Origin of the sequence: Bacillus sp. D7-8 (assembly GCF_052055895.1) — a bacterium.
In the GTDB taxonomy this organism is placed as follows: Bacteria; Bacillota; Bacilli; order Bacillales; family Bacillaceae; genus Bacillus; species Bacillus velezensis.
Window position 1 is genome coordinate 787671 of record NZ_CP179922.1, and the last position, 21851, is coordinate 809521.

Annotated in this window: 21 protein-coding genes; 9 read left to right on the forward strand and 12 right to left on the reverse strand. The window is 48.3% G+C overall.

The window, feature by feature from the left end; genetic code table 11:
* Window positions 1-52: 52 nt before the first annotated feature.
* A complete protein-coding gene (locus tag ACKTRM_RS04065) occupies window positions 53-4345 on the reverse strand; it encodes a multifunctional 2',3'-cyclic-nucleotide 2'-phosphodiesterase/3'-nucleotidase/5'-nucleotidase (RefSeq protein ID WP_012117071.1) in 4293 nt (1430 codons plus the stop codon).
* Window positions 4346-4565: 220 nt separating this feature from the next.
* Here ACKTRM_RS04065 and ACKTRM_RS04070 point away from each other — a divergent pair, with 220 nt between their 5' ends.
* Entirely contained in the window at window positions 4566-5081 is a 516-nt protein-coding gene (locus tag ACKTRM_RS04070) for a type 1 glutamine amidotransferase domain-containing protein (protein WP_003155578.1), read from the forward strand.
* Between the two features lie 20 nt (window positions 5082-5101).
* On the opposite strand, the gene ACKTRM_RS04075 is transcribed toward ACKTRM_RS04070, so the two are convergent.
* From ACKTRM_RS04075 to ACKTRM_RS04095, 5 genes are all read right to left on the reverse strand, one after another.
* On the reverse strand, window positions 5102-6133 hold the full coding sequence (locus tag ACKTRM_RS04075; RefSeq protein WP_012117072.1) for a LacI family DNA-binding transcriptional regulator: 1032 nt from the start codon (window positions 6131-6133) through the stop codon (window positions 5102-5104).
* 136 nt (window positions 6134-6269) lie between these two features.
* Window positions 6270-7154 (reverse strand): shikimate dehydrogenase, encoded by an 885-nt coding sequence (locus ACKTRM_RS04080; RefSeq protein WP_007408504.1) that lies wholly within the window; start codon window positions 7152-7154, stop codon window positions 6270-6272.
* A 65-nt stretch (window positions 7155-7219) separates the two neighbouring features.
* On the reverse strand, window positions 7220-7981 hold the full coding sequence (gene aroD / locus ACKTRM_RS04085; RefSeq protein WP_012117075.1) for a type I 3-dehydroquinate dehydratase: 762 nt from the start codon (window positions 7979-7981) through the stop codon (window positions 7220-7222).
* A gap of 26 nt (window positions 7982-8007) precedes the next feature.
* Entirely contained in the window at window positions 8008-9201 is a 1194-nt protein-coding gene (locus ACKTRM_RS04090; protein ID WP_012117076.1) for an MFS transporter, read from the reverse strand.
* A 336-nt stretch (window positions 9202-9537) separates the two neighbouring features.
* Window positions 9538-9753: a DUF1128 domain-containing protein gene (locus ACKTRM_RS04095; protein WP_012117077.1), complete on the reverse strand. Its 216-nt coding sequence runs from the start codon at window positions 9751-9753 to the stop codon at window positions 9538-9540.
* 155 nt (window positions 9754-9908) lie between these two features.
* On the opposite strand from ACKTRM_RS04095, the gene ACKTRM_RS04100 reads away from it, so the two are divergent.
* From ACKTRM_RS04100 to ACKTRM_RS04110, 3 genes are read left to right on the forward strand one after another with little or no spacing between them, the layout of a single operon-like run.
* A complete protein-coding gene (locus ACKTRM_RS04100) occupies window positions 9909-10382 on the forward strand; it encodes a low molecular weight protein-tyrosine-phosphatase (RefSeq protein WP_012117078.1) in 474 nt (157 codons plus the stop codon).
* 13 nt (window positions 10383-10395) lie between these two features.
* Window positions 10396-10722, forward strand: a complete 327-nt coding sequence (locus ACKTRM_RS04105) for a hypothetical protein (protein ID WP_012117079.1) — start codon at window positions 10396-10398, stop codon at window positions 10720-10722.
* A gap of 11 nt (window positions 10723-10733) precedes the next feature.
* A complete protein-coding gene (locus tag ACKTRM_RS04110) occupies window positions 10734-11573 on the forward strand; it encodes a YihY family inner membrane protein (RefSeq protein ID WP_007408509.1) in 840 nt (279 codons plus the stop codon).
* A 185-nt stretch (window positions 11574-11758) separates the two neighbouring features.
* Here ACKTRM_RS04110 and ACKTRM_RS04115 read toward each other — a convergent pair whose 3' ends face one another.
* Window positions 11759-12937 carry an MFS transporter gene (locus ACKTRM_RS04115; RefSeq protein ID WP_012117080.1) on the reverse strand — a complete coding sequence of 393 codons (1179 nt, stop codon included), beginning with the start codon at window positions 12935-12937 and terminating at the stop codon, window positions 11759-11761.
* Between the two features lie 158 nt (window positions 12938-13095).
* On the opposite strand from ACKTRM_RS04115, the gene cax reads away from it, so the two are divergent.
* A complete protein-coding gene (gene cax / locus ACKTRM_RS04120) occupies window positions 13096-14151 on the forward strand; it encodes a calcium/proton exchanger (RefSeq protein WP_007408511.1) in 1056 nt (351 codons plus the stop codon).
* A gap of 70 nt (window positions 14152-14221) precedes the next feature.
* Window positions 14222-15016 carry a YfkD famly protein gene (locus ACKTRM_RS04125; protein ID WP_023356782.1) on the forward strand — a complete coding sequence of 265 codons (795 nt, stop codon included), beginning with the start codon at window positions 14222-14224 and terminating at the stop codon, window positions 15014-15016.
* A gap of 28 nt (window positions 15017-15044) precedes the next feature.
* Here ACKTRM_RS04125 and ACKTRM_RS04130 read toward each other — a convergent pair whose 3' ends face one another.
* Together ACKTRM_RS04130 and yfkAB are read right to left on the reverse strand one after the other, a co-directional pair.
* On the reverse strand, window positions 15045-15878 hold the full coding sequence (locus ACKTRM_RS04130) for a mechanosensitive ion channel family protein (protein ID WP_007408513.1): 834 nt from the start codon (window positions 15876-15878) through the stop codon (window positions 15045-15047).
* A 6-nt stretch (window positions 15879-15884) separates the two neighbouring features.
* Entirely contained in the window at window positions 15885-17006 is a 1122-nt protein-coding gene (gene yfkAB, locus ACKTRM_RS04135) for a radical SAM/CxCxxxxC motif protein YfkAB (protein ID WP_012117082.1), read from the reverse strand.
* 146 nt (window positions 17007-17152) lie between these two features.
* Here yfkAB and ACKTRM_RS04140 point away from each other — a divergent pair, with 146 nt between their 5' ends.
* Window positions 17153-17338 carry an SE1561 family protein gene (locus ACKTRM_RS04140; RefSeq protein WP_003155558.1) on the forward strand — a complete coding sequence of 62 codons (186 nt, stop codon included), beginning with the start codon at window positions 17153-17155 and terminating at the stop codon, window positions 17336-17338.
* A gap of 100 nt (window positions 17339-17438) precedes the next feature.
* The gene (gene pdaA / locus ACKTRM_RS04145) at window positions 17439-18230 is read left to right on the forward strand and encodes a delta-lactam-biosynthetic de-N-acetylase (RefSeq protein ID WP_012117083.1); all 792 of its coding nucleotides are present in this window, start codon (window positions 17439-17441) and stop codon (window positions 18228-18230) included.
* 34 nt (window positions 18231-18264) lie between these two features.
* Here pdaA and ACKTRM_RS04150 read toward each other — a convergent pair whose 3' ends face one another.
* From ACKTRM_RS04150 to corA, 3 genes are all read right to left on the reverse strand, one after another.
* On the reverse strand, window positions 18265-19125 hold the full coding sequence (locus ACKTRM_RS04150) for an NAD(P)-dependent oxidoreductase (protein WP_012117084.1): 861 nt from the start codon (window positions 19123-19125) through the stop codon (window positions 18265-18267).
* A gap of 48 nt (window positions 19126-19173) precedes the next feature.
* The gene (locus ACKTRM_RS04155) at window positions 19174-19821 is read right to left on the reverse strand and encodes a hypothetical protein (RefSeq protein ID WP_012117085.1); all 648 of its coding nucleotides are present in this window, start codon (window positions 19819-19821) and stop codon (window positions 19174-19176) included.
* A 63-nt stretch (window positions 19822-19884) separates the two neighbouring features.
* Window positions 19885-20844, reverse strand: a complete 960-nt coding sequence (gene corA / locus ACKTRM_RS04160; RefSeq protein ID WP_012117086.1) for a magnesium/cobalt transporter CorA — start codon at window positions 20842-20844, stop codon at window positions 19885-19887.
* Window positions 20845-20950: 106 nt separating this feature from the next.
* Between corA and ACKTRM_RS04165 the strand changes: the two genes are divergently transcribed.
* On the forward strand, window positions 20951-21814 hold the full coding sequence (locus ACKTRM_RS04165; protein ID WP_012117087.1) for a DNA-3-methyladenine glycosylase family protein: 864 nt from the start codon (window positions 20951-20953) through the stop codon (window positions 21812-21814).
* The last annotated feature ends 37 nt before the right edge of the window (window positions 21815-21851 follow it).

Genomic DNA, 21851 nt, shown 5'->3' on the forward strand with positions numbered 1-21851 from the left:
GAAATCAGATCAGGAGAGCTTTTGGATGAACCGCCCGATAAAAGCGGTCTTTTTATGCTTCGTTCACTTTTTTTGCTTTTCTTCTTTGATGCAGATACAGTGCCGTTCCGAGCGCGCTGATGAGTAACCCGGCAAGAAGGATGGAATACATCGTTGTGGCCGTATCAGGAAGCAGGCCGCCCGGCGATACCCCGTCCTGTGCAGGGCCGGATGACGGTTTTTGTCCGCTTGGCTGCTTTCCGGAGCCTTGGTCTCCGCTTGGTTGCGGCGCGCTCTTCGTGTTTGCGTTTAATATGGTGTATTCACTGAAATGATTTGTATAGCCCGTGACGAGATCGTGTGAAACCGAACCGTTGTCTGTTTTTGTATAGACGTTCTTTTTCCGGTCTACATGGTAAATGCCCGGCTGTTTCGCCTTTTTCGTATTCTCAATGCGCAGGGTGAGCTTTACCGGCGCTTTGAATGTTTTGATGTCTTTGTTTTTCTGCTTCATTGTAAAGTCGTATACATTTGAAAGCGCCCCGCTTACTTTTCCTTTCGGCGTCACGCCGAATCGTGTATCAGCTGAAGCAGCGTTTGCCATCGGCATTTTCATGCTGAACTTGTCATGCAGGATCGTAAGGGAAGAATCCGATGTTCTGTCCTTTAACAGGCCGATTTGTTTTTTGGTCACGCTGAGATCAATCGGCTTTTTGGTGCCGTCATTCTTATCGTAATACACGATCGGCGTGTTGGCGTTTTTGGCATAGGCGGCAAATGCGCTGTCATCTTCAAGCGTCCACGAACCGTTTTTTTGTTTCGTCGGCAGGTACACTTCCTGCGCGCGGCCGTCAACTTTCGGTTCCACCGCTTTTCCCGCTTTTTCAAGCTGCTCGGTGAAGACCTCATAGTCGACAAAGCCAAGGTCTTCTTTATGGGACGCTTCGTTAAAGACGGAATATCCGTCTCCGCCTTCACCGACAAAGTTACTGGTGGCGACTCTGTATGTCTTCTTATCAGAAATCGGCTTTACGCTGCCGTCATCCTGTACGGCCGCAGCTTGAAGAACGCGGTGTCCCGGCTTTTTATTCAGTGTAAACGTGTATGTTAAACCGGCAACTTGAGGGAAGGCGCCGCCTTGAGCCTCAATTCCGCTTAACCCTTGTTCCAGGGCTTGTTTGATCTGTTTTCCGGTTAAATCCGCGACGTAAAGCGTGTTGCCGAACGGCATCACATTCAGCACATCGCCGAGTGTGATTTCTCCTTTATCAATGCCCGCGCGGATGCCGCCCCCGTTTGTGATCGCGATTTGGGCGCCGGCCGCTTCCTTCGCTTTTTGCAGCATGCCGTCCGCGATGAAGTTTCCGAGATTGGTTTCTTTGGAGCGGACATGCTCGCGCTGGCCGTCAAGTGCGACCTTCGTTGAGCCGACTTTTTCATTTTTGACTGAGACGAGCTCTTTTTTAAACGGATCAAGCTCTTTTTTCAGATCCGGGTCTTCTTTCGTCTGCTCGTTCACCGGAATCGCCTGAAGAGAGGATTGTTCCGGCAGGACGACGCCGTTTTTGTCAAAGGCGACATCTGCCCGGCCTAAATATTCGCCGTATTCTTTTGCCTGGGCGACGATGGTCGGCTCTTCGTTTTTGACAACTTCCATTTTATCTACAAGCGTATGCGTATGTCCGCCGACGATCAAGTCGATGCCTTTTACCTTTTTGGCAAGATCGAGATCACGCTGATGCCCGATATGGGTCAGGGCGATAATTTTATTGACATGTTCCTTGTTCTGTATTTCTTTTACCGTATCTTGTGCGGATTGGAAGGCATCATGAAAGACAATGCTTTTTCCCGGGCTTGATGTGACGGACGTATCTTCTGTCGTTAAGCCGAATACGGCGACTTTTTCTCCGTTTACATCAAGCAGAATGTATGGATAGATGCCTGCTTTTTTCTTTTTCCCTGCCGTAAATGTGTCTGCTTTTTTCATGAATGGTCTGAGTTTTGACTCTTTGGACACATCGACATTTGAGCTGACGAGCGGAAAGTCAGGCGCTTGAAAATTGTATTTTCCGGACGGGTCAGCCGCGCTACCGTTCCCGCTCAGGAAGCTGGCGAGAGCACCCGGTCCTTTATCAAACTCATGGTTTCCGAAGGTCATTGCGTCGTAGCCCATGCTGTTCATCAATTTTAAATCAGCCAGCCCCTGCCACTTTGTGAAATAGAGATCGCCTGAGAAAACGTCTCCCGCATCCAGCAAAATGCTGCGGTCGGTTTCGCTTCTGATTTCTTTGATTTTCGTCATCCGCCTCGCCGCGTTATCAAGGTGGGCGTGCGTGTCGTTTGTATGCATAACGGTGAGTTTCCATGCGTCATCTTTCGGCGGATCTGTGCCCGGTTCATCATCTTTGAATTGGAGCTTGTACTGTCCGTAGCCCGCGTTTTGTGATTCACCGATATAGGCGACGTCATCTGCGCGGTCGGCAAACGGCTTTGCGGCCAAGGAAGATTCAAATGTCAGGTTTGTCCCTTTGACCGGAAGGATGGACCAGTTATGATCAGCCTGCGGATTAATCGTTTTCTGCTGGATGATGTAATCCATTAAGACCTGCCTGTTCTCATCGGCAGAAGAGTATACGATTTTATCATTGCTTAAGTGAGGGAATCCTCCGCCGCCTGAAGCGCGGTAATTATTTGTGACGATCAGAAATTCCTGCTTGGCGCTGACGGGCTTTCCTTGATAAGAAAGGTTGACGATCCGGCTTGCATCGGGATGAATGACTGTTCCGTTTTCGTTGTATTTCGCAGGTTTTGTGACATCGACCTGATAGGTGACACCATCAATGACATCAAAATTGTATGAGCGGTAGGCGTCATTTAAAAGCGCTTGGCTGCCGCCTTTTGCCTGATCGATCTGATTAAATTGCCCTGCGGACATTTCGAGCCAGTCCTTCACTTCGCTTCCGTTCAGCTTGACGATCTGAACCGTGTTGTCATACAGGTACAAATCGCCGATATTTTTGATGGCGAGGTCGCCAGCGGAAATGTTTGTATAGTAGTTTGAGCCGTTCCGCCCGCCGGCTTTAAACGGGGCGCCCGCCGAGAGGATAGGCAGATCTTTGTATTCCGTATCCTTCATCTTATTTTCGGCGTACCATTTTTGCGCATCCGTTACGATTTGAATGGACGGATCATCTTTGACTTGGGCGAAGAAACTGTTGATATCGGCTTTTGTCTGGCCGACGGGTTCTCTGATGTATTTCAATGTGCCTTCGTGCGCTTTTTTGACGGTATTGACGACGGTTTCGTTTTCCGACGTCACATTGCCGGCAATCGGCTCGATGCTGCCTTTTGCATCTTCCACATGCCACGCGCTGTCTGTCTTTTCAAGCCGGAGGTCGATGACGCCCGCATATTTGCCCCAGCTGCTTGACATGACAACGGGGATGCCGTTAATCGTGCCTTTATCGACGTCAAATTGATCAGCGCCTTTGTATTCGGCATCAGGGAAAAGCCCGTGCTGATGGCCGGATACGATCGCATCAATTCCGCTGACTTTCGTTGCCAGGTCAAAAACGGCGTTTTCCGCTCCGGAAGACTGCGCTTTTTTTTCGATGCCGCTGTGGGCGAGGGCGATGACGATATCGGCTCCTTCAGCTTTCATTTTCGGAACGGTTTTCTTTGCGGATTCCACAATGTCCTCGACCTGAACGCGGCCTTCGAGATTTTTCTTATCCCACGTCATGATTTGGGGAGGAACAAAGCCGATGTAGCCGACTTTTATCTGATGCTTGCCGCCATTTTCATCCGTGACGGTTTTGTCTTTTATGACATAAGGCGTATAACGGTTTTCGCCGCTTAATGTTTTCACATTGGCGTTAACGATCGGATAATCAGCGCCTTTGATTGTCCCGTCCAGAAATTCAAGCCCGTAATTAAATTCATGATTGCCGAGTGTTCCTGCGTCATAATGCAGACTGTTCATCACTTCAATGATCGGATGGGTCTTTGCGCCTGAAATAATATCATTTTTCTCATATTTTACGGCGTATTCTCCGAGGGGATTCCCCTGAATCAGGTCTCCGTTATCGACAAGCAGCGTATTCGGGTTTTCGCGCCTGTGCTTCTCAATAAGCTGAGCCGTTCGGGCCAGCCCGAATTCCGTTGTCGGTTTGTCGCTGTAGTAATCGTAGTCCATCATGTTAGCGTGAACGTCAGTTGTGGCTAAAATGCTGAGATTCACACTGGAGGATTTGTTTTCTTCTGCTTTAATGGGTGATGTTGGGAGGATTAGACTAAGTATCATAACTAGTGGCAGCAGAATACGGAGTGTCATATTGACGCTGCATCGTCTTTTCTGTATTCTCACCTGTTCTCCACCTTTCAACAAATTTTGTCATGCAGTACCATTGTAAGAATATTTTGTGAAAGTTCATATAGATTTCATGATGATTCTTGTAAAAAGATGAAAAATGAGGATAATGACCTATGTGAAACGGGTGAGCGGCAAACGCGTTACCTATGTTTGATGTTAGTGTGGCTGGGGTACATGGATTTATGTAGACTTCATCAAGCAGGAGGTAGTAACTATGGGTAAAAAAATTGCAGTTGTATTAACCGATTATTTTGAGGATGTCGAGTATACTGAACCTGCGAAAGCTTTTAAAGATGCGGGTCATGAATTAACCGTAATTGAACAGGAAAAAGGAAAAACAGTCAAAGGCAAACAAGGGGAAGCGGAAGTGAAAGTGGATGCGTCCATCGATGATGTAAATCCGAAAGACTTTGACGCATTGCTGATCCCGGGCGGATTCTCTCCTGACATGCTGCGTGCGGATGACCGTTTCGTCCAATTTGCCAAAGCGTTTATGGATGATAAAAAACCGGTGTTCGCCATCTGTCACGGACCTCAGCTTCTCATCAACGCGAAAGCATTGGACGGGCGCAAAGCGACAGGGTTTACATCAATCCGAATCGACATGGAAAACGCGGGCGCAAATGTGGTGGATGAAGAAGTCGTCGTCTGCCAGAACCAGCTGGTCACAAGCCGCACACCGGATGACATACCGGCATTCAACCGCGAATCATTAAAACTGCTTGCGTAATATAAAAGCGGAGCGCCGTATCAGGCGTTCCGCTTTTTTTGTGAAGATTCCCGGATAACCAGCTCAGGCGCCAGAATAATGCGTTGTTTTTTGTGCTGGGAATTGGTGATTTTATGATGCAGCAATTGAGCCGCTTCTTTTCCCGACTGCCGCGGAAAGGAAGAAACGGTTGTAAGCGGGGGATAAGAAATTTCAGCTTCCGGCACGTTATCAAAGCCGACAATGTCAATATCTTCGCCCGGAATGAGCCCGGCTTTTCTGATCCCTTGCATGACGCCGAACGCGACCAAATCACTGAAGCAGAAAATCGCGGTCGGGCGCTCAGACCGGCGGAGGAGCTCCGTCACGGCTTCACAGCCTGCTTCGCGGGTCGGCGCGCTGTCAATGACATAGTCATTTTTTACTTCCAGATCCGCTTCACGGAGCGCTTTTTTAAACCCTTTCATGCGCTTCGTCCATGTTGACGAGTGCTTCACGCCGCCCAGAAACGCAATCTCCTGATGGCCTTTCTCAATGAAATGACGCACTGCCTTATAGGTGCCTTCCTCATAATCGGCTCCGACAAAATCACAGTCGGCATCGGCAATCTCCCTGACGGCGAGCACGACCGGAATGTCAAGCTGCTCAAGGCGGGAAAGGGTTTCCTCAGCCGTACCTGAAACCGGGCACAAAATCAATCCGCCGACCCTGTGCTCCAGCATGGTTGAGATCAGCTGCTCCTGCTTGGCGACGGAATCAAATGTCGTGCCTAACAGCACCGTTAATCCGACTTCCTCAAGCGTATTCTGAACGCCGATCAGAAACTCTGAGAAAAACGTATTGGAAATGTCAGTAATAATCAATCCTACCGTTGTGGACGTCTGTGATCGTAAATTCGCGGCGACCCGATCATATACGTACCCCAGCTCCCGCATGGATTGCAGCACTTTCTCACGGGTCGCTTCGGAAATTCGCGGATTATTGCGGACGATTAATGAAGCGGTGGATGTTGAGACGCCGGCATGTTCAGCGACCTGCTGCAATGTCACCCGGCGTTTTTTTTGCTGTTTCATACGTCGCATTCCTCACTTGGTTTTTATTCGTTACATCCATTATAAGCGTTTTGGCGCATGAGAAGAAAGAGAGAGGGGGAGAAAATGATAAAGCGCCGGAAGACGGATTGTCCTTCGGCGCTTCTGTCACAATAGGTTATTCAAACATTTGCTCTTTAATATACTGAACCGGCATTTCACGGCCTGTCCAATATTCAAACGCCATGGCGCCCTGCCAAAGCATCATGCCGAGGCCGTTAATCGTGTTGCAGCCGGCCGCTTGAGCTTGTTCAAGCAATTTCGACGTAACGGGGTTGTAAACGACGTCTGTCACAATCAAATCAGGACGGAGCATGGATGTATCTTCAATGACGCTCAAGCCTTCAAGCGGTTTCATGCCGACACCCGTTCCGTTTGTGAAAATATCGCTTGAAGCGATTTCAGCACGCAGCGCATCTTGATCTTCGAGCGGGAAGACTTTCGCTTTGCAAGAAGATCCCTTCATTTCTTCATTGATGATGCGGACGTTTTCTTCCGCTTTTTCGAAAAACGCGTCATTGCGGGCGAAAATAGAGATTTCTCCGAGGCCTTCCAATGCGGATTGAATCGCTATCGGAGTGGCGGCCCCGCCGGAACCGACCAGCGTCATTTTTTTGCCTGTGATATCGATGCCATGTTCTTTTAAGTTGCGGACGTATCCCATACCGTCAGTGGAGTGTCCGATCAGTCTGCCGTTTTCATTAACGACTGTATTCACCGCGCCGGTGAATTTCGCTGAATCCGCGAGTTCATCGAGGTAAGGGAGAATGTTCATCTTGTTCGGCATCGAGACATTGAAGCCTCTGACGTTTAAGGCGCGCATTCCCGTTACCACATCTTCCAGCTGTTCATTGCCGACTTCAAACGCGAGGTACGCGTAGTTCAATCCTAATTTTTTAAACGCCAGGTTGTGCATCGCCGGAGATAAAGAGTGTCCGATCGGTGTCGCGAATAATCCGATAAGCTGAGTTTTTCCGTTAATCCGTCCTAAATCTTTCTTCATGATGTATTCCTCCGTTAGTCCATTCATTTGTTTTTCATCCCGCTTTAAGGGCAGAAAAACGCTGATTACATATGTTTATTTAAAATGCTGAGTACGCTGCGCAATTCTTCAACGGGAATTTGTCCGGGCGCTGATGCTTCTTTGCCCGCTCCGAACGTGCACGCTGAGCCGAAGACTTCGCCGGCCAGGCGGCTGATCAGACCTGTTCCCGCCATTGACATCGTGATGATCGGCCGGTCTGCGTATTGTGTTTTCATCGTGTGAGTGGCATCCAATAAGACGAAAACATCTTCAGTGCTTTGCGGCATCACCGCGATTTTCGGAATGTGCGCGCCGTACGCCTGCATGTTCCGCAGCCGGGAAATGATTTCTTCTTTTTTCGGTGTCTGATGAAAATCATGATTGGACATGACGACATATACGCCGTTGTCTTCAGCGGTTTTCACAATTAATTTGACTTCCGCTTCTCCCGTAAACAACTCAACGTCTGCAAGGTCAATGTGTTTTGTTTCGATGGCGGTTTTAAGCAATTCAATGTAAAAGCGGTCATCAATAACTTTATTTCCGCCTTCTTTATGAGTTCTGAATGTGAAAAGCAGCGGTGTTGCGCCTGCGGCTTTCCGCAGCATTTCAAGCATGTCTTTTACGGCGTCCAGGCTGTCAACATGCTCGTACACATCCGCCCGCCACTCAATGATATCCGGGCGAAGCCTGTTGACGGCTTCAATTTCTTCGAGCAGTTCTTTCTCTCCGGCCGCCATCAGCGGCACAATGATCTTCGGAAGCCCTTCGCCGATGACCGTGTTTCTGATCGTGATAGATTGCATGATAAATCCTCTCCCTTAAAAAATAGTCAGGCTTTCATCACTTGCTTAAAGCGGATTCCGATAAACAATGCGAGAAGGGCGCTGACGGCCGCAATTCCGATATCAAGCAGAAAAACAGGCGTCAGGCCGGCCGCTTTGGATATCGCTCCCGTTACAAGCGGAATGACAATAAAAGATAAGCTTGATGCTATATTAACAAAAGATGTGATCGTACCTTTATTTTTAGGGAATAAAACAGCCATAACCGTCATCGCCAATTGCAGAATGCCCGCAGTTGAAAGTCCGATGACAAAGGAGCTGATGACTGATACGGCCGGCTGATGAATGAAAATCAGAGCAAGCAGCGCGATTGCTGCGATCACAGGGTACAGCACCATTACCGTAATCGGCTGAATCACTCTGTTTAACAGCACGGCCAGCAATAATACGGACACAAGCGCACCGATGCTGTAATAGCTCAACAATTTGACAGCCTGCACCTCAGGCATGCCCAAAACGGTTTGCCCGAACTTAGGAAGCCATACTTGAACGAGCATAAACAGCGCCGTAGATGAAAAGCCTAACAGAATGATCGCAAGGCCTTCGCGCCATATCGACGGCTGTAATGTGAACGCGTCATCAGACGGAGAGGCTTCCGTCCGGCCGCCGTCTTCTTTTTGCTTATGATTCGGAAACGGAACTTTTAACAGGAAAAAGCCGTTCAGGAAGAAAATAATGCCCGGTACGAAAAACGTCCAGCCGTAAAACAAATGCCTGTCCGCAATAAACGCGATGAAAAACGGAAGCACCGTCGCGCCGATGGATACAAACGCTTTGATTAACACGGTTGCAGAGCTTGCGTTTTTCGGAAATCCTTCAATAAGCGCCGGATATGTCCCGGAATCCAAAAAGGAATTGGCGATCCCGGCGAAAATGGCGAAGATAAACGCGGCCGTATAGTTTGTCGAAAGCGGAATTCCGATTAGGAAAATCAGATACAGAAAGGCGCCCGACACGATAAACGGCCGTCTCCCGAATGTATCCGAAAGCTTCCCGGCAAACAGAAGCGAAATCAGCTTCCCGATCCCGATGGCGGAGACCAAATAGCTGACCCCGGCTGCGGATGTATGAAGCTGTTTTGATAATGCCTCCATATTGGATGCGATAATAATATTGATCATGCCCAGCAGGAAATAATTAATATAAAGACCCGCTGCCATTTTGGTGTATATGTTTTTCATGATGACATCCCCTAATGCGGTTAATAAAGAATTAAATTAATTTTTAAATTAACAAAAGCACAGAACCATTCCCCTTTATTGAACCACTGCCTTTCTTTGAAAACTGGTTTGATAAAACGGTTGCAGAGACAAACTTGAATAACGCTGATATCACAACGAGTATATCGTTCTACTAAATAAAAAAAGATAAGCGGCCCGCTCATTTAGTATATCGTTCTACCAAGTTCACAGTTACTATACTCCTTCTTTTTATATGTGTCAAACCGATGAACTTTTATTTTTTACTTTTTTAAATCAAAAAAAGACCCGCCGTTTTTCGGCAGGTCTGACACGGGTTTATTTTCTGAGAGAGGCGAGCTCCTCGGCAATGGCCTGCATTTCACTCGGGCTGAATGATGTTTTTTTCATGACCATTTGATGAAGGTATGTAAGATCTTCTATTTTTTCATCACTGAAATCTTCCGCTCTTATGACGCCGACATTGAGCATGTTGAGCTTTTGCGAAATATCTTCAATCATTTTGTTTAACGTTTCTGTTTGTTGGCTCGGCAAATTCATGCATCCTTTCATGACCGTTTTCGTACCCTTTATTCTAACAGAATTCATTTAGAATAAAAGCTTATTTCCACAGCAGCAGAAAAGTTGCTAAGATGATGATAAGGTTTTTGATCCTCAAAATGCGGGGAAAGAATAGGGAGGTTATCGATATGATACATGTGCTGTTTGTCTGTCTGGGAAATATTTGCCGGTCGCCTATGGCAGAGGCGGTATTTTCTGATATGGTGAAGAAAAACGGGCTGAATGGGCAGATTAACATTGATTCAGCGGGAATCGGCGCCTGGCATGCGGGAAATCCGCCGCATGAAGGGACAAAGGAGATCCTAAAGAAGAAAGGGATCAGCGCAAGCGGCATCACGGCGAGGCAGGTGCGTGAGTCTGATCTGACCGATTTTGATTACGTCATTGCGATGGATGCAGAAAATATCGGACATCTGCGCAGCATGGCCGGTTATAAAAAAGCGGCGCCGCGTATTGCAAGGCTGCTTGATTATGTACCGGAGTCGGACCTTGCGGACGTGCCCGATCCGTATTATACCGGGAATTTCAGCGAGGTGTACGCTTTGGTCGAGTCCGGGTGCCGTCATTTGCTGGAGACAATAAAGAAAGATCATCATTTATAAGGGGGATTGACCGATGAAGCAGACACGCATCATGGCAAAAGCGATTCTGATCGGCGCTGCCGCCGGCGGAGCACTGTCCTTATTACATAAGCCGACGAGAGAGGCATGTTTCCGGAACATGGACGCGTGTAGGCGGCGTGCGGCATTTTACCGAAAACATCCTGAAGCCCTGAAACAGCAGGCTTCTGCAAAACTGGATCAAGTGAAAATCATCGCCAATACCGTATCGGAAGATCTGAGTTTTTTAAACGGGCAGATCACCAAGCTGAAGCAGACGACGCCGCAGGTCATTGACCTGTTAAAAGAAACGAAGGAGCATTTTTCGAAAAACGATCATTGAGGTGGGATGTCATGAGTTTTATAAAGGAGCTGTTTGCAAGGTTTTCTCTCCATGAAGGACAAAGTAAATCGGCGGAGCTGGCGTATTTTTTCCTGCTGTCATTGTTTCCGTTGATGATTTTCATGCTGACGCTCACCGCCTATCTTCCCATATCGGCAGAAGACGTGCTCGGGGCGGTCGATCAATACGCGCCCGACAGCGCCATGTCCATGGTGAAATCCATAACGGAGCAAACGCTGAACAAGCGAAGCGGCGGACTTTTGTCATTCGGGATTATCGCCGTCATCTGGTCGGCTTCGAATGGTATGAACGCGATTGTCAGAGCATTTAACCATGCCTACGAAGTCGAGGAAAACCGCTCATTTATCATCATTCGCCTGACCTCAATTTTTTTAACCATCGCGATGGTGGTTACGATTTTAATCGCATTGCTTCTGCCGGTGTTCGGCAGAGAAATCGGAATGCTGGCCGCAGATTTCATCGGCGCCTCCGGCCTGTTTTTGCAGGTGTGGTCGGTTGTCCGCTGGGGTATCAGTCCGCTTATCCTTTTAATTGTGTTTACCGCGCTTTACATTTTCGCGCCGAATAAAAGGCTTTCCCTCCGTTTTGTGCTGCCGGGAGCCGTATTTGCGGCAGCCGGCTGGATTATCGTCAGTATGCTGTTCTCATTTTACGTCGGCACCTTTGCCAACTACAGCGCCACATACGGGAGCATCGGGGGAATTATCGTCCTTATGATCTGGTTTTACCTTACGGGAACACTGCTGATTTTAGGAGGAGAAATCAACGCGCTTTTACATAAACGTAAAAAGCTTCCTGATGAAAATCCGTACCGCGGGAGCAAGCTATAGAGGAACGGAGACGTTCAAGCTGAAAAACGGAGGGGAATCGATTATGACCAAGCATACGAAAAAAGGCGGAAGCCATAATAAACAAAACTCCAAAAACGGCCCGAAGAATAAAACAAGCGGAAGCGCTAACGGGCAGAACGGATACCACTAGAAAGAAGCCGCCTGACTTAGATCAGGCGGCTTTTTTATGAGGCCGGAAAAGAATGGGATTCGGATGCGGGACTGTGCTTTGTTTTCCCGAAGACGAGCGCAAGCCAAATACAGACCAGAATCACCGTAATAAAGTAAAACAAATTGGCGCTTTCAAACCGTTGCATATACCAGCCGCCCGCCACCGGGCCGATCATGCTGCCGAGGCTGAAGGAAATGCCGCAGAGCAGATTGCCCGCCGGCAGCAGATGGGACGGCAGCAGGTCGCTCATATAGCTGATGCCGAGGGAAAACATACTGCCGACCGCCATTCCCGCCGTGAAAAAGCAGCCGCCGATGACAGAAGGCGACGGAAACAGTCCGGCCGTCAAAAAGCAAAGGGCACCCGTTAATAAGATGACGAGCAGGACACGTTTTCTCCCGAATCGATCGCTTAATAAACCGAGAGGGAACTGGAATACAATACTTCCGATGGCAAAAGCGGGCAATATCAGCGCGACGGCATCGACGGATATGCCTAAGCGCAGGGCGTACACGGGAAAGCTTCCGTTCAGCGCCGTTTCTAAAAAACCGTACCCGAAAGCCGGGAGAAAAGCGACCCAGCCGAAAAGAAGGGCGCGGTAAAACCGTTTTGCGCTGTTGTCCCCGGATGTTTCATCCGGACCTTGCGCCGGGTACTCGTTACGTAAGACAAATACAAACAGCCAGGCGGCAAGACTGATACAGCCGGATACGATAAACGGAAGGGACGGACTTGTTTTCACAAGAGGGACCATGAACGGGCCGACAGCGAATCCGAGCCCGAAGGACAGTCCGTACAGCGAAATGTTTCTTCCTCTGTTTCGGGGCGTTGACTTTGACGTCACCCACGTTTGGGTTGAAAAATGCAGCATATGATCCCCGATTCCGATAAGCAGCCGAAGAAAAAACCATAACCATATGGATTGAAGCCAAATAAAACTGAATAAGCTGATGATAACAAGAAATCCGCCCATGACCATCAGAGGTTTGAATCCGAGCTTGCGTAGCGGGGCCTCCATAAACGGCGACGCCAGAAGCACGCCGATATAAAGGCCGGTTGCGTGAAGTCCGTTTATAGCGGCTGATTCCCCGTTCGTTTCAAAAATGACGGAGATCACCGGCAGAAGCATGCCTTGGGAAAATCCGGAGATGGAAACAAGCAGAACCAAAATAAAGAAGTACAGTCGTGACATCGCGTATTTCTCCTTCTTCAGTATCTTTCTTGATCGTACACGGATTTGCTGCGTCCGGCAACCTGAAAATGCCAATTCGGGCTGCCGCGGAAGTGTAATTGAGGGAGTTTTTGAGAAGGATATAAGAAGACTCATTCGAAAAAAGGAGCCAGGCAGATATGAATCGGATTTTTTTCTTTACGGCTGCGGCGGGAGTGCCGCTTTCAGTCATCGGCGGCCTGATGCACTGGCCGTCAGCGGTTTTGTTTATTATTTATTGCTTGACGATTATTGCGCTTGCAAGTTATATGGGGAGAGCGACTGAATCTCTTGCCATTATCGCGGGACCGCGGATCGGCGGTCTGCTGAATGCCACGTTCGGCAATGCGGTAGAGCTGATTATATCGCTTTTCGCCTTAAAAGAAGGGCTGACGGGCATCGTGCTTGCTTCACTGACCGGTTCGGTGCTCGGCAATCTTCTGCTCGTCGCGGGACTGTCGTTTTTTATCGGCGGTTTGAAATACAAGCGGCAGGAATTCAATATTCATGATGCACGGCATAATTCTGGCCTGCTGATTTTTGCCATTATCGTTGCTTTTGTCATTCCCGAAGTGTTTTCCATGGATATGGGGGAAAAAAACAAGCTTGATTTGAGTGTCGGCATCAGCATCATCATGATCCTTTTGTACGTGGCAGCTCTTTATTTCAAGCTCGTCACCCACCGCGGTGTTTATCAGCCGAATCAGCCGGAGGCAAAGGAAGAAGAGGAGCAGCCTGAGTGGTCGGGGAAAAGAGCGACAGCCGTCTTATTTATTTCAACCATTATCGTCGCCTACATATCTGAAAACCTTGTCCATACGTTTCATGCGGTGGCTGAACAGTTCGGCTGGAGCGAGCTGTTTATCGGAGTGATTATCGTCGCAATCGTCGGAAATGCCGCAGAGCATGCGTCGGCGATTATTATGGCGTACAAAGACAAGATGGATGTCGCCGTTGAAATCGCGGTAGGCTCGACTTTGCAGATCGCCATGTTTGTGGCTCCGGTTCTTGTGATCTGTTCCATCTTTTTTCCGGTCAATATGCCGCTTGTATTCACATTGCCCGAGCTTGTCGCGATGATCTCATCCGTCCTTTTGATGACAATGATTTCAAATGACGGTGATTCGAACTGGTTTGAAGGGGCTACGCTCCTTGCCGCTTATGTCATTATGGCGATCGGTTTTTTCCTGCTTTAACCTGTAAAAAATGCGGATAACAACGTTTGCGGAGGAAAAGACTAAAGGAAAATGCTATAGAAAGAGTGATATGATGAGAAAGCTGTTTCATGCCACACTGATTCTGCTGTTATCCTTTAGTTTTTTCGCAACGCCGTCTGCCGCTGCAAAAAAACCGTTTAAAGTTCCCAACTCTGTCGTAAGCATTTCAAAGGAGAATACGTATCCGAATGCTTCACAGGACCAGCCGATGCTTCAGCCGAGCAAACTGGCAAAGGAATTGTTAGATACATCCGAGATCAACATCGAAAATCCGCATCTGATAAAGATGCTGAATGAATCCTCGGTTTCCGGTTCACCGCTTGCCATCGGATACCGGGCGACAATATTTCTCGGGAAATGGGCGCTCGGCTATCAATCGAACGAAACGGTCGCCAACTGGGAATATAAAAAAATCAACACAAACAGAGCGGATAACCGGGGCGGACAGCAAACCGCGGTTATCTCATACGCCCAAGAACAGCAATACAAAATCAAAGGCGGGCTCACAGCGAAGGTGCCGAACGCAGAAGACGTAAAAAGCATGATGATGCAAAAAGCGATGAAGAAAACAAAACTGCCGCTCGCGTTTGAAACGGTTATCGGCGCAGGCACAAAACGCGATCAAACCTACAAAATTTCTCCGCAGCGGCTCGGCTACCTCCATGCCTACGCTCCGGCCGTTAATGAAAAAGGAAAAGTAACATACGGTGAAGTGTATTTGGTGCTGAAAGGCAGCAAGCGGAAACTTGTCGTCAAAAATGTGACTTCGCAAGGAATCGGAGCTTGGATTCCGGTGCAGGATCACGTCACATTCGGTTTTCAAATGACAGCGCAGCCGAGATAAATAAAAAAAGCTGATTCCGGTTCGGGAATCAGCTTTTTTGTGTGTGATACATTTCCTCGAGCAATTGCACATTGTTGTTGTACAGCTCCCGGGCAAGAACGCGTCTCACCGCAAGGCTCGCCGAGAAGTATTCTGTGTCTTGAACCATGCCTTTCACTGTAAATTCAATGCCTCTGGTTAATTTGTTCAGACTCATAATTCCATGCACTTGAAACGGCTCCGTCGCATTGAGAAATTCATCCCGCTTCAGTGAATCGCGAAGCTCATCATTGAGCATATCGCAGGCTTTTTCTAAGACGGCATATACCCGCTCGGGATCTTCCTTGTAACTGATCACGACGGACTCGGTAATCCGCATAAAATCAATGTTATAGTTTTGAAGCTGTCTGACCTCACCGTTAGATATGGTAAGCAGCTTGCCGGTCCACTCACGGATCTGGAGGGAACGGAGTCCGATTTCTTCGACTGTGCCGTTGAACAGATTGTTAATCGTCACATAATCACCTTTATGAAGCTGGCGTTCGTATATTAAAAAGACACCGGCCAATATGTCCTTGATTAACGACTGGGCGCCGAAACCGATGACGATACCGGCAACACCCGCCCCGGCTAAAATTCGGCCGAAATCATGAACGAATAAAGAAATGACGTAAAAGATAAAACCGATCGTCGCCGTATACTGGGTGATGGATCGGACGAGGCTTTCAATCGTTTTCCCTTTCCGTTCCTCCAAGAAATCCGTGCGTTTAAATAACACCTGGACAAAGCGGTTGATCAGAAAAACACCGGCGTAAAGCACGAGAGCGACGATGATGATCTCAACCACTTTGCTTTTCAAAATGTCCGTAATTGTCGTTTCCATCTTTTGTTAACCTCTGGCTTTTCGTAATGAAAAATCTGTGTCCTGATAATAACTGTTTTTGACAAGGACGTTCGGGCCGAGGCACCGGACGTTTGTGCAGCGGCAGTTCAGCTCTTTGCTCAGCTTCGTCTGTCTCCACTTGTCATATGCTTCAGGAAGGCTGTCTGTTTTAATATTGCCGAGCGGCGGTGTATCGCCGAAATCCGTGACAATGATATTTCCGTCAAAAATGTTGACATTCAGGCGGGAGCGGCCGTCAGGGTCGTTTCGCACCGTAACGTTTCTCGCTTCCCGCAGGCGGCGGAGGAGCTTCTGATCTTCTTCATCAGGGCTGCATGCGTAAAACGGGAGCGTACCGAACAGCATCCATGTCTCTTCATCGCGAATGTCGAGCAGATGATGAATGGCCTGTCTCATGTCCGTCAGGCTGAGTGATTCAAGCGCGCTGGCGAAATCACTCGGATACATCGGATGGACTTCGTGCCGCTGGCATTTCATTTCTTCCGTAATTTGCCGATGAATATGTTCAATATGCGGCAGCGTCCGTTTGTTCAGCATCGTTTCCGCTGAAACCATTACGCCTGCTTCGACCAGCGTGCGGCTGTTTTCAATCATTTTGTCAAAATAGCGCGCCCGCTGTTCAAATGTCGGTTTCTTCTCCATCATCGCAAATCCGATGTCGGCAAAGTCCTCGACCGTTCCCCAATTGTGAGAAATGTGAAGAACGTCCAGATAGGGAATAATCCGTTCGTAGCGCCCGATATCAAGCGTCAGGTTTGAATTGATCTGTGTGCGCACGCCGCGTTCATGGGCATATTTCAAAAGCGGGACGACGTATTCCTTTACCGATTTCAGCGAAAGCATCGGTTCGCCGCCCGTAATGCTGATAGAGCGTAACAGAGGAATTTCATCAAGCCGCTTTAATAAAAGGTCGATCGGCAGCGCATTCGGGTCTTTCGGCTGGAGCGTGTACCCGACGGCGCAGTGCTCGCATCTCATATTGCACAAAGTCGTCGTTGTGAATTCAACGTTCGTCAGTTTCATATCTCCATACTGGTCGACATCCATGTACGCTTCCCAAGGATCGTACTCCGGTGTGATCGGACGCAGTGTTGTGTTTTGTGTCATGACTATCTAACTCCTTTATAAATGGGGCATACTAACGTCTGCCAACTGTTAATTTTAGACCTGATCTGCCAAGATCGCAAGTAGCGGAACCATTGAAAAACGGCAAAAAATACGCTACCATTATAAAAAATGAATGGAGTGGAAGTATGGGGAATGCAGTAAACAGCAAAGATCAGCAGCTCGATTACCTGAAGAACAGACTCGATATGTTTATGAATGTCATTGATTCATTAGACCCTGAATCAACGGACGTTGAAGATATAGACCGGCTCATCGGCATGCTTGATGATCTGGAAGCAAAATACGAACGCTTTAAAAAGGATTGGGAATAAACCCCGGCGGATGCCGGGGTTTTTCTTTTTCCATAATGCGGCTGTATAAAAGAGCAGAGCCTACTGCAAAATAAGGAAAAATGCAGAAGGAGTGCTGGTCATGAAATGGTTTTGTTCAATTTGCTGCATGGCCGTTTTTCTTGCGGGAGGCATCAACAGCGCAGAAGCCGTGCCGAATGAACGGATAAACTGGGGATTTAAACGCAGCGTCAATCATCAGCCGCCGGATGCCGGCAGACAGCTGGACAATCTGGTCAAAAAATATGATGCCTTTTATTTAGGCAATACGAAAGAAAAGACCATCTATTTAACGTTTGATAACGGATATGAAAATGGGTACACCCCGAAAGTGCTTGATGTGTTAAAAAAACATCACGTCACGGGCACTTTTTTTGTCACGGGTCATTTTGTGAAAGAGCAGCCTGATTTGATTAAACGGATGTCAAAGGAAGGCCATATCATCGGCAATCATTCTTTTCATCATCCTGATCTGACGACAAAAACGGGCGATCAGATTCAAGACGAACTCGATTCCGTCACGGAAGCTGTGTACAACATTACCGGAAAGCGGGACAACCTGTATCTCCGTCCGCCGCGCGGCGTATTCAGCGAATATGTCCTGAAAGAAACGAAGCGCCTCGGCTACCAAACCGTTTTCTGGTCCGTCGCATTTGTCGACTGGAAGGTTAACGAGCAAAAAGGGAAACAATACGCCTATGATCACATGATAAAGCAGGCTCATCCCGGCGCGATCTACCTTCTCCACACCGTTTCAAAGGACAATTCAGAAGCTCTGGACGATGCCATTACCGATTTGAAAAAAGAAGGCTACACGTTTAAAAGCATTGATGACCTGATGTTTGAGAAAGAAATGAAGCTGCCGCGCCTGTAGAAAACACCTCTCCTGGTAATGGAGAGGTGTTTTGTTATTTCAGGCATTTAATCAAAGCGGCCCAATCCAGATCCCCGAAGCCTTGTGCGATCCCGCTTTCAAAATGGCTCTTGGCCAGTTCGGCAAGAGGGAGTTTTGCGGAAACCTGTTCTGCGGCGGCGAGCGCCAGATTGGTATCCTTCAGCCCTAAAGACATTTTGAAACCGGCCGGCTCAAATTTCTGCTCAGCCATCATGGTTCCGTAATTTTGATAGACGGGAGAGCCAAAGAGCGCGCCGGCGATTTCTAAAAATTGTTTTTGCTCTAGCCCGTACTTCTCCATCATTAAGAATGATTCAGATAACGCCTCCAGCATAGAAACGAGCAAGAAATTGACGCTGATTTTCGCGGCATTGGCCGTTTTTGTTTCTTCACCAGTGTCAAATACTTGCTGACTCAGGATGTTAAGCAGCGGTTCGGCCTTTTTCTTCGCTTCTGCCGGTCCGGCTGTGATGATGCGAAGCTCGGCCTTCTCGGCGGCATCGGGGCGGCCGAGGACGGGAGCGGCAATAAAGGACTGCCCTCTGCCCGAATGTGCGGCGGAAAGCTGTTCAGACAGCGCCGTACTGATCGTGCTCATTGAAATATGAATGCCGTTTTCAGATAACCCGGCAATAATGCCGCAAGCTCCGAAAGTCACGTCTGTTACGGCGTCATCGTCTGACAGCATGGACAGCACGATGTCCGCATGTTCAGCTGCCTGTCGGGGCGTTTCGGCATATTCTGCCCCTTTATCCAGCAGGTCAGCCGCTTTTTCTTTCGTCCGGTTATATACAGTCAGGCTGTATCCGGCTTTCATGATATTTTCGGCGATGGGGCGGCCCATATTGCCGAGTCCGACGATGGCGATCTTCATTTGACAGTCCCTCCAATAAAGTTTTCCACCATTATACATGCAAAATGGTTAATCTGCTGTGTACAGGATTGCCACTTTCAGTTCAGGTTCTGAAGACCATCCGGAGTCTGAGGCGGCTTTCCCCTTATAAAATCCGGTAAATCGGGTTTTGATGATTGTTTTTGAACGGGGTTTTACAGTGAACGTTTTTGATTTGAATGTGACGTCCTTTATGTTTTCTGATAAATCCGGGGTGACAGAAATGGTTTGTTCCCCTTTTCCGTAATGATTGATATAAAGCGTGCAGCTCATGCCCGCTCTTTTTCGCTCAACCAGATGACTGCATTCGCTGCGGTGCTTCAAATATTCGACAGCCTCTTTTTCGGGCGCGAACTGTTTTAAGGAAAAAGCGGCATATTCGGTGGCAGGACTGATACCGGAAGCGGCCCCCATACTGAGAAAGATCAGAAACAGCCCCGCCGCGGGAAGCGTCCGCCTGAACGCGGCGGCACACCAGATTAACGCCGCAAAGTAAAGCACGACCCCGGGAATGACGGAGATATGGGCTCCATCTTCAGGCCAAGAGGAAAAGCCGAGTAACTCAAAGATGTAATCAGACACCGTACGGCCGTTATACAGCGGGGCAATGGACATGACACTGAAAGCCAGGAGGACAGAAGAAATGATTCTGTGAGAAAGGATGGTAACGGCGCACACCTCTTTACGTTTTTTTCCAGACTATCATGTTTTCTCAAAAAAAAGAACAGCCGGCAGCCGTTCTTACTTGAAAATATTAAACCAGCCTTTGCGGGCGAACCAAAACAGCATGGCGGCCACAAGAACGGCCATTACGCCCAAAACGATAAAATACCCGTATTTCCAATGAAGCTCAGGCATGTTATCGAAATTCATGCCGTAAACCCCCGCGATGAACGTCAGCGGGATAAAAATGGTCGAGACGATGGTTAATGTCATCATAATGGCGTTCATCCGGTTTGAATTCAGCGTCACATAGCTGTCTCGCAAATCTGACGTCATATCACGGTTTGACTCGATCAGCTCAGCCAGTTTTAACAGGTGGTCATAAATATCGCTGAAATACGCTTTCGTTTCACGGCTTTCTTTTACATGGTCAAGGCTCAAAATCCGGTACATTAAATCGCGCATCGGAATGATCGTCCGCCTCAGGTTCAAAAGATCAGTCCGCAATTCAAACACTTCATTCATTAAAGTGCCGTAAGATTTATGGGTTCTGCTGTCTTCAATTTCATTCAGCCGGTCTTCAATTTTGTACAGCACGGGGAAATATTCATCGACAAGCTGATCCATCATCATATAAGTGATGTGCCCGGGCCCTTTTTTGGCTAATCCCGGAGAAGCGAAAAACCGTTCTCTCACCTTTGAGACGCCGGGCGATTCGTGCAAATGGAAGCTGACGATGAAACGGTCGGACTGAAAAATGTCCACCTCTTCCATTTCCAGTGTGTCCGGGTTCAGAGCGTGGAGCACATAAAAACGGTAGCCGTCATAATGGTCGATTTTCGGCCGCTGCATATGCTGAAAGCAATCCTCGATCGCAAGCGGATGAAAGTGAAAATAATCACGCAGCAGCTCGGTTTCATGCATCTCAGCGCCGAAAAAATCAATCCAGTACCATGCGATGTCCGGTTGTTCTGTACGTGATAGGGGGATATTATCTAATATCTCATTATGTGTTGTGATTGCGGTTATATGTATCATAAACAACCCTCCGCCTGCCATTATATCATGCGGCGTTATGAAGAAAAGTATACGAATTGCCGCCCGGCCGCTTCATGATATACTTGGACAAAAAGGGGTGGAGCATATGTGGAAGGAAACGGTTTCGGTCACACCGCCGTATCATTTTGATAAAGTCCTTGAAAGGCTGTCGCTCGATCCGCTGAATGCGGTCGATCTTCATGCAAGATCAATCAAAGTGCCGCTCAGAACACGGGACGGCAAACTGTCCGTCATCACGGTTCAAGCGGAAGGCACCTCCGCAGACCCGGTCTTTCTCGTCAGCGGAGAAACGGACCGCGAGGAGATGATTGAACGGATCAAACACATTTTTCAGTGGGAGCAGCCGCTTCAGCCTGTGCTTGATCATTTCTCAAAAACAAATCTGTCGGGTCTTTTTGAGGAGCATGCGGGAACCCCGCTCGTCTTGGAGTATGACGTCTACAACTGTCTCATGAAATGCATCATCCACCAGCAGCTCAACCTGTCCTTCGCTTTTACTTTAACGGAACGGTTCGTCCATGCCTTCGGTGAACAAAAAGACGGCGTCTGGTGCTATCCCGAGCCGAAAACGATCACGGGGCTTGAGTATCAGGACTTGCGGGAGCTCCAGTTCAGCATGAGAAAAGCGGAATATGCGATTGACATTTCACGGATGATTGCAGAAGGAGCGCTCAATCTGGCGGAACTTACCCATTTGTCGGATGAAGACATTATGAAAAAGCTGATCACCATCAGAGGCATCGGCCCGTGGACCGTCCAAAACGTCCTCATGTTCGGCCTCGGCCGCCCGAATCTGTTTCCTTTGGCGGACATCGGCCTGCAAAATGCCGTCAAACGCCGCTTCGCCCTTGAGGATAAACCGTCAAAAGACGTGATGCTCCAGGTAAGCAGCGAATGGGCGCCGTATTTAAGCTATGCGTCCTTATATTTGTGGAGAAGTATTGAATGATGAGATTTTTGGAAACTTCCAGTGAAAAACATGAAGG

Excerpts from the sequence above, each read along its gene's own strand:
- ACKTRM_RS04070 (WP_003155578.1), top strand. The coding sequence starts at position 4,566 with ATGGGTAAAAAAATTGCAGTTGTATTAACCGATTATTTTGAGGATGTC.
- ACKTRM_RS04075 (WP_012117072.1), bottom strand. The coding sequence starts at position 6,133 with ATGAAACAGCAAAAAAAACGCCGGGTGACATTGCAGCAGGTCGCTGAA.
- ACKTRM_RS04080 (WP_007408504.1), bottom strand. The coding sequence starts at position 7,154 with ATGAAGAAAGATTTAGGACGGATTAACGGAAAAACTCAGCTTATCGGA.
- aroD (WP_012117075.1), bottom strand. The coding sequence starts at position 7,981 with ATGCAATCTATCACGATCAGAAACACGGTCATCGGCGAAGGGCTTCCG.
- ACKTRM_RS04090 (WP_012117076.1), bottom strand. The coding sequence starts at position 9,201 with ATGAAAAACATATACACCAAAATGGCAGCGGGTCTTTATATTAATTAT.
- ACKTRM_RS04100 (WP_012117078.1), top strand. The coding sequence starts at position 9,909 with ATGATACATGTGCTGTTTGTCTGTCTGGGAAATATTTGCCGGTCGCCT.
- ACKTRM_RS04105 (WP_012117079.1), top strand. The coding sequence starts at position 10,396 with ATGAAGCAGACACGCATCATGGCAAAAGCGATTCTGATCGGCGCTGCC.
- ACKTRM_RS04110 (WP_007408509.1), top strand. The coding sequence starts at position 10,734 with ATGAGTTTTATAAAGGAGCTGTTTGCAAGGTTTTCTCTCCATGAAGGA.
- ACKTRM_RS04115 (WP_012117080.1), bottom strand. The coding sequence starts at position 12,937 with ATGTCACGACTGTACTTCTTTATTTTGGTTCTGCTTGTTTCCATCTCC.
- cax (WP_007408511.1), top strand. The coding sequence starts at position 13,096 with ATGAATCGGATTTTTTTCTTTACGGCTGCGGCGGGAGTGCCGCTTTCA.
- ACKTRM_RS04125 (WP_023356782.1), top strand. The coding sequence starts at position 14,222 with ATGATGAGAAAGCTGTTTCATGCCACACTGATTCTGCTGTTATCCTTT.
- ACKTRM_RS04130 (WP_007408513.1), bottom strand. The coding sequence starts at position 15,878 with ATGGAAACGACAATTACGGACATTTTGAAAAGCAAAGTGGTTGAGATC.
- yfkAB (WP_012117082.1), bottom strand. The coding sequence starts at position 17,006 with ATGACACAAAACACAACACTGCGTCCGATCACACCGGAGTACGATCCT.
- ACKTRM_RS04140 (WP_003155558.1), top strand. The coding sequence starts at position 17,153 with ATGGGGAATGCAGTAAACAGCAAAGATCAGCAGCTCGATTACCTGAAG.
- pdaA (WP_012117083.1), top strand. The coding sequence starts at position 17,439 with ATGAAATGGTTTTGTTCAATTTGCTGCATGGCCGTTTTTCTTGCGGGA.
- ACKTRM_RS04150 (WP_012117084.1), bottom strand. The coding sequence starts at position 19,125 with ATGAAGATCGCCATCGTCGGACTCGGCAATATGGGCCGCCCCATCGCC.
- corA (WP_012117086.1), bottom strand. The coding sequence starts at position 20,844 with ATGATACATATAACCGCAATCACAACACATAATGAGATATTAGATAAT.
- ACKTRM_RS04165 (WP_012117087.1), top strand. The coding sequence starts at position 20,951 with ATGTGGAAGGAAACGGTTTCGGTCACACCGCCGTATCATTTTGATAAA.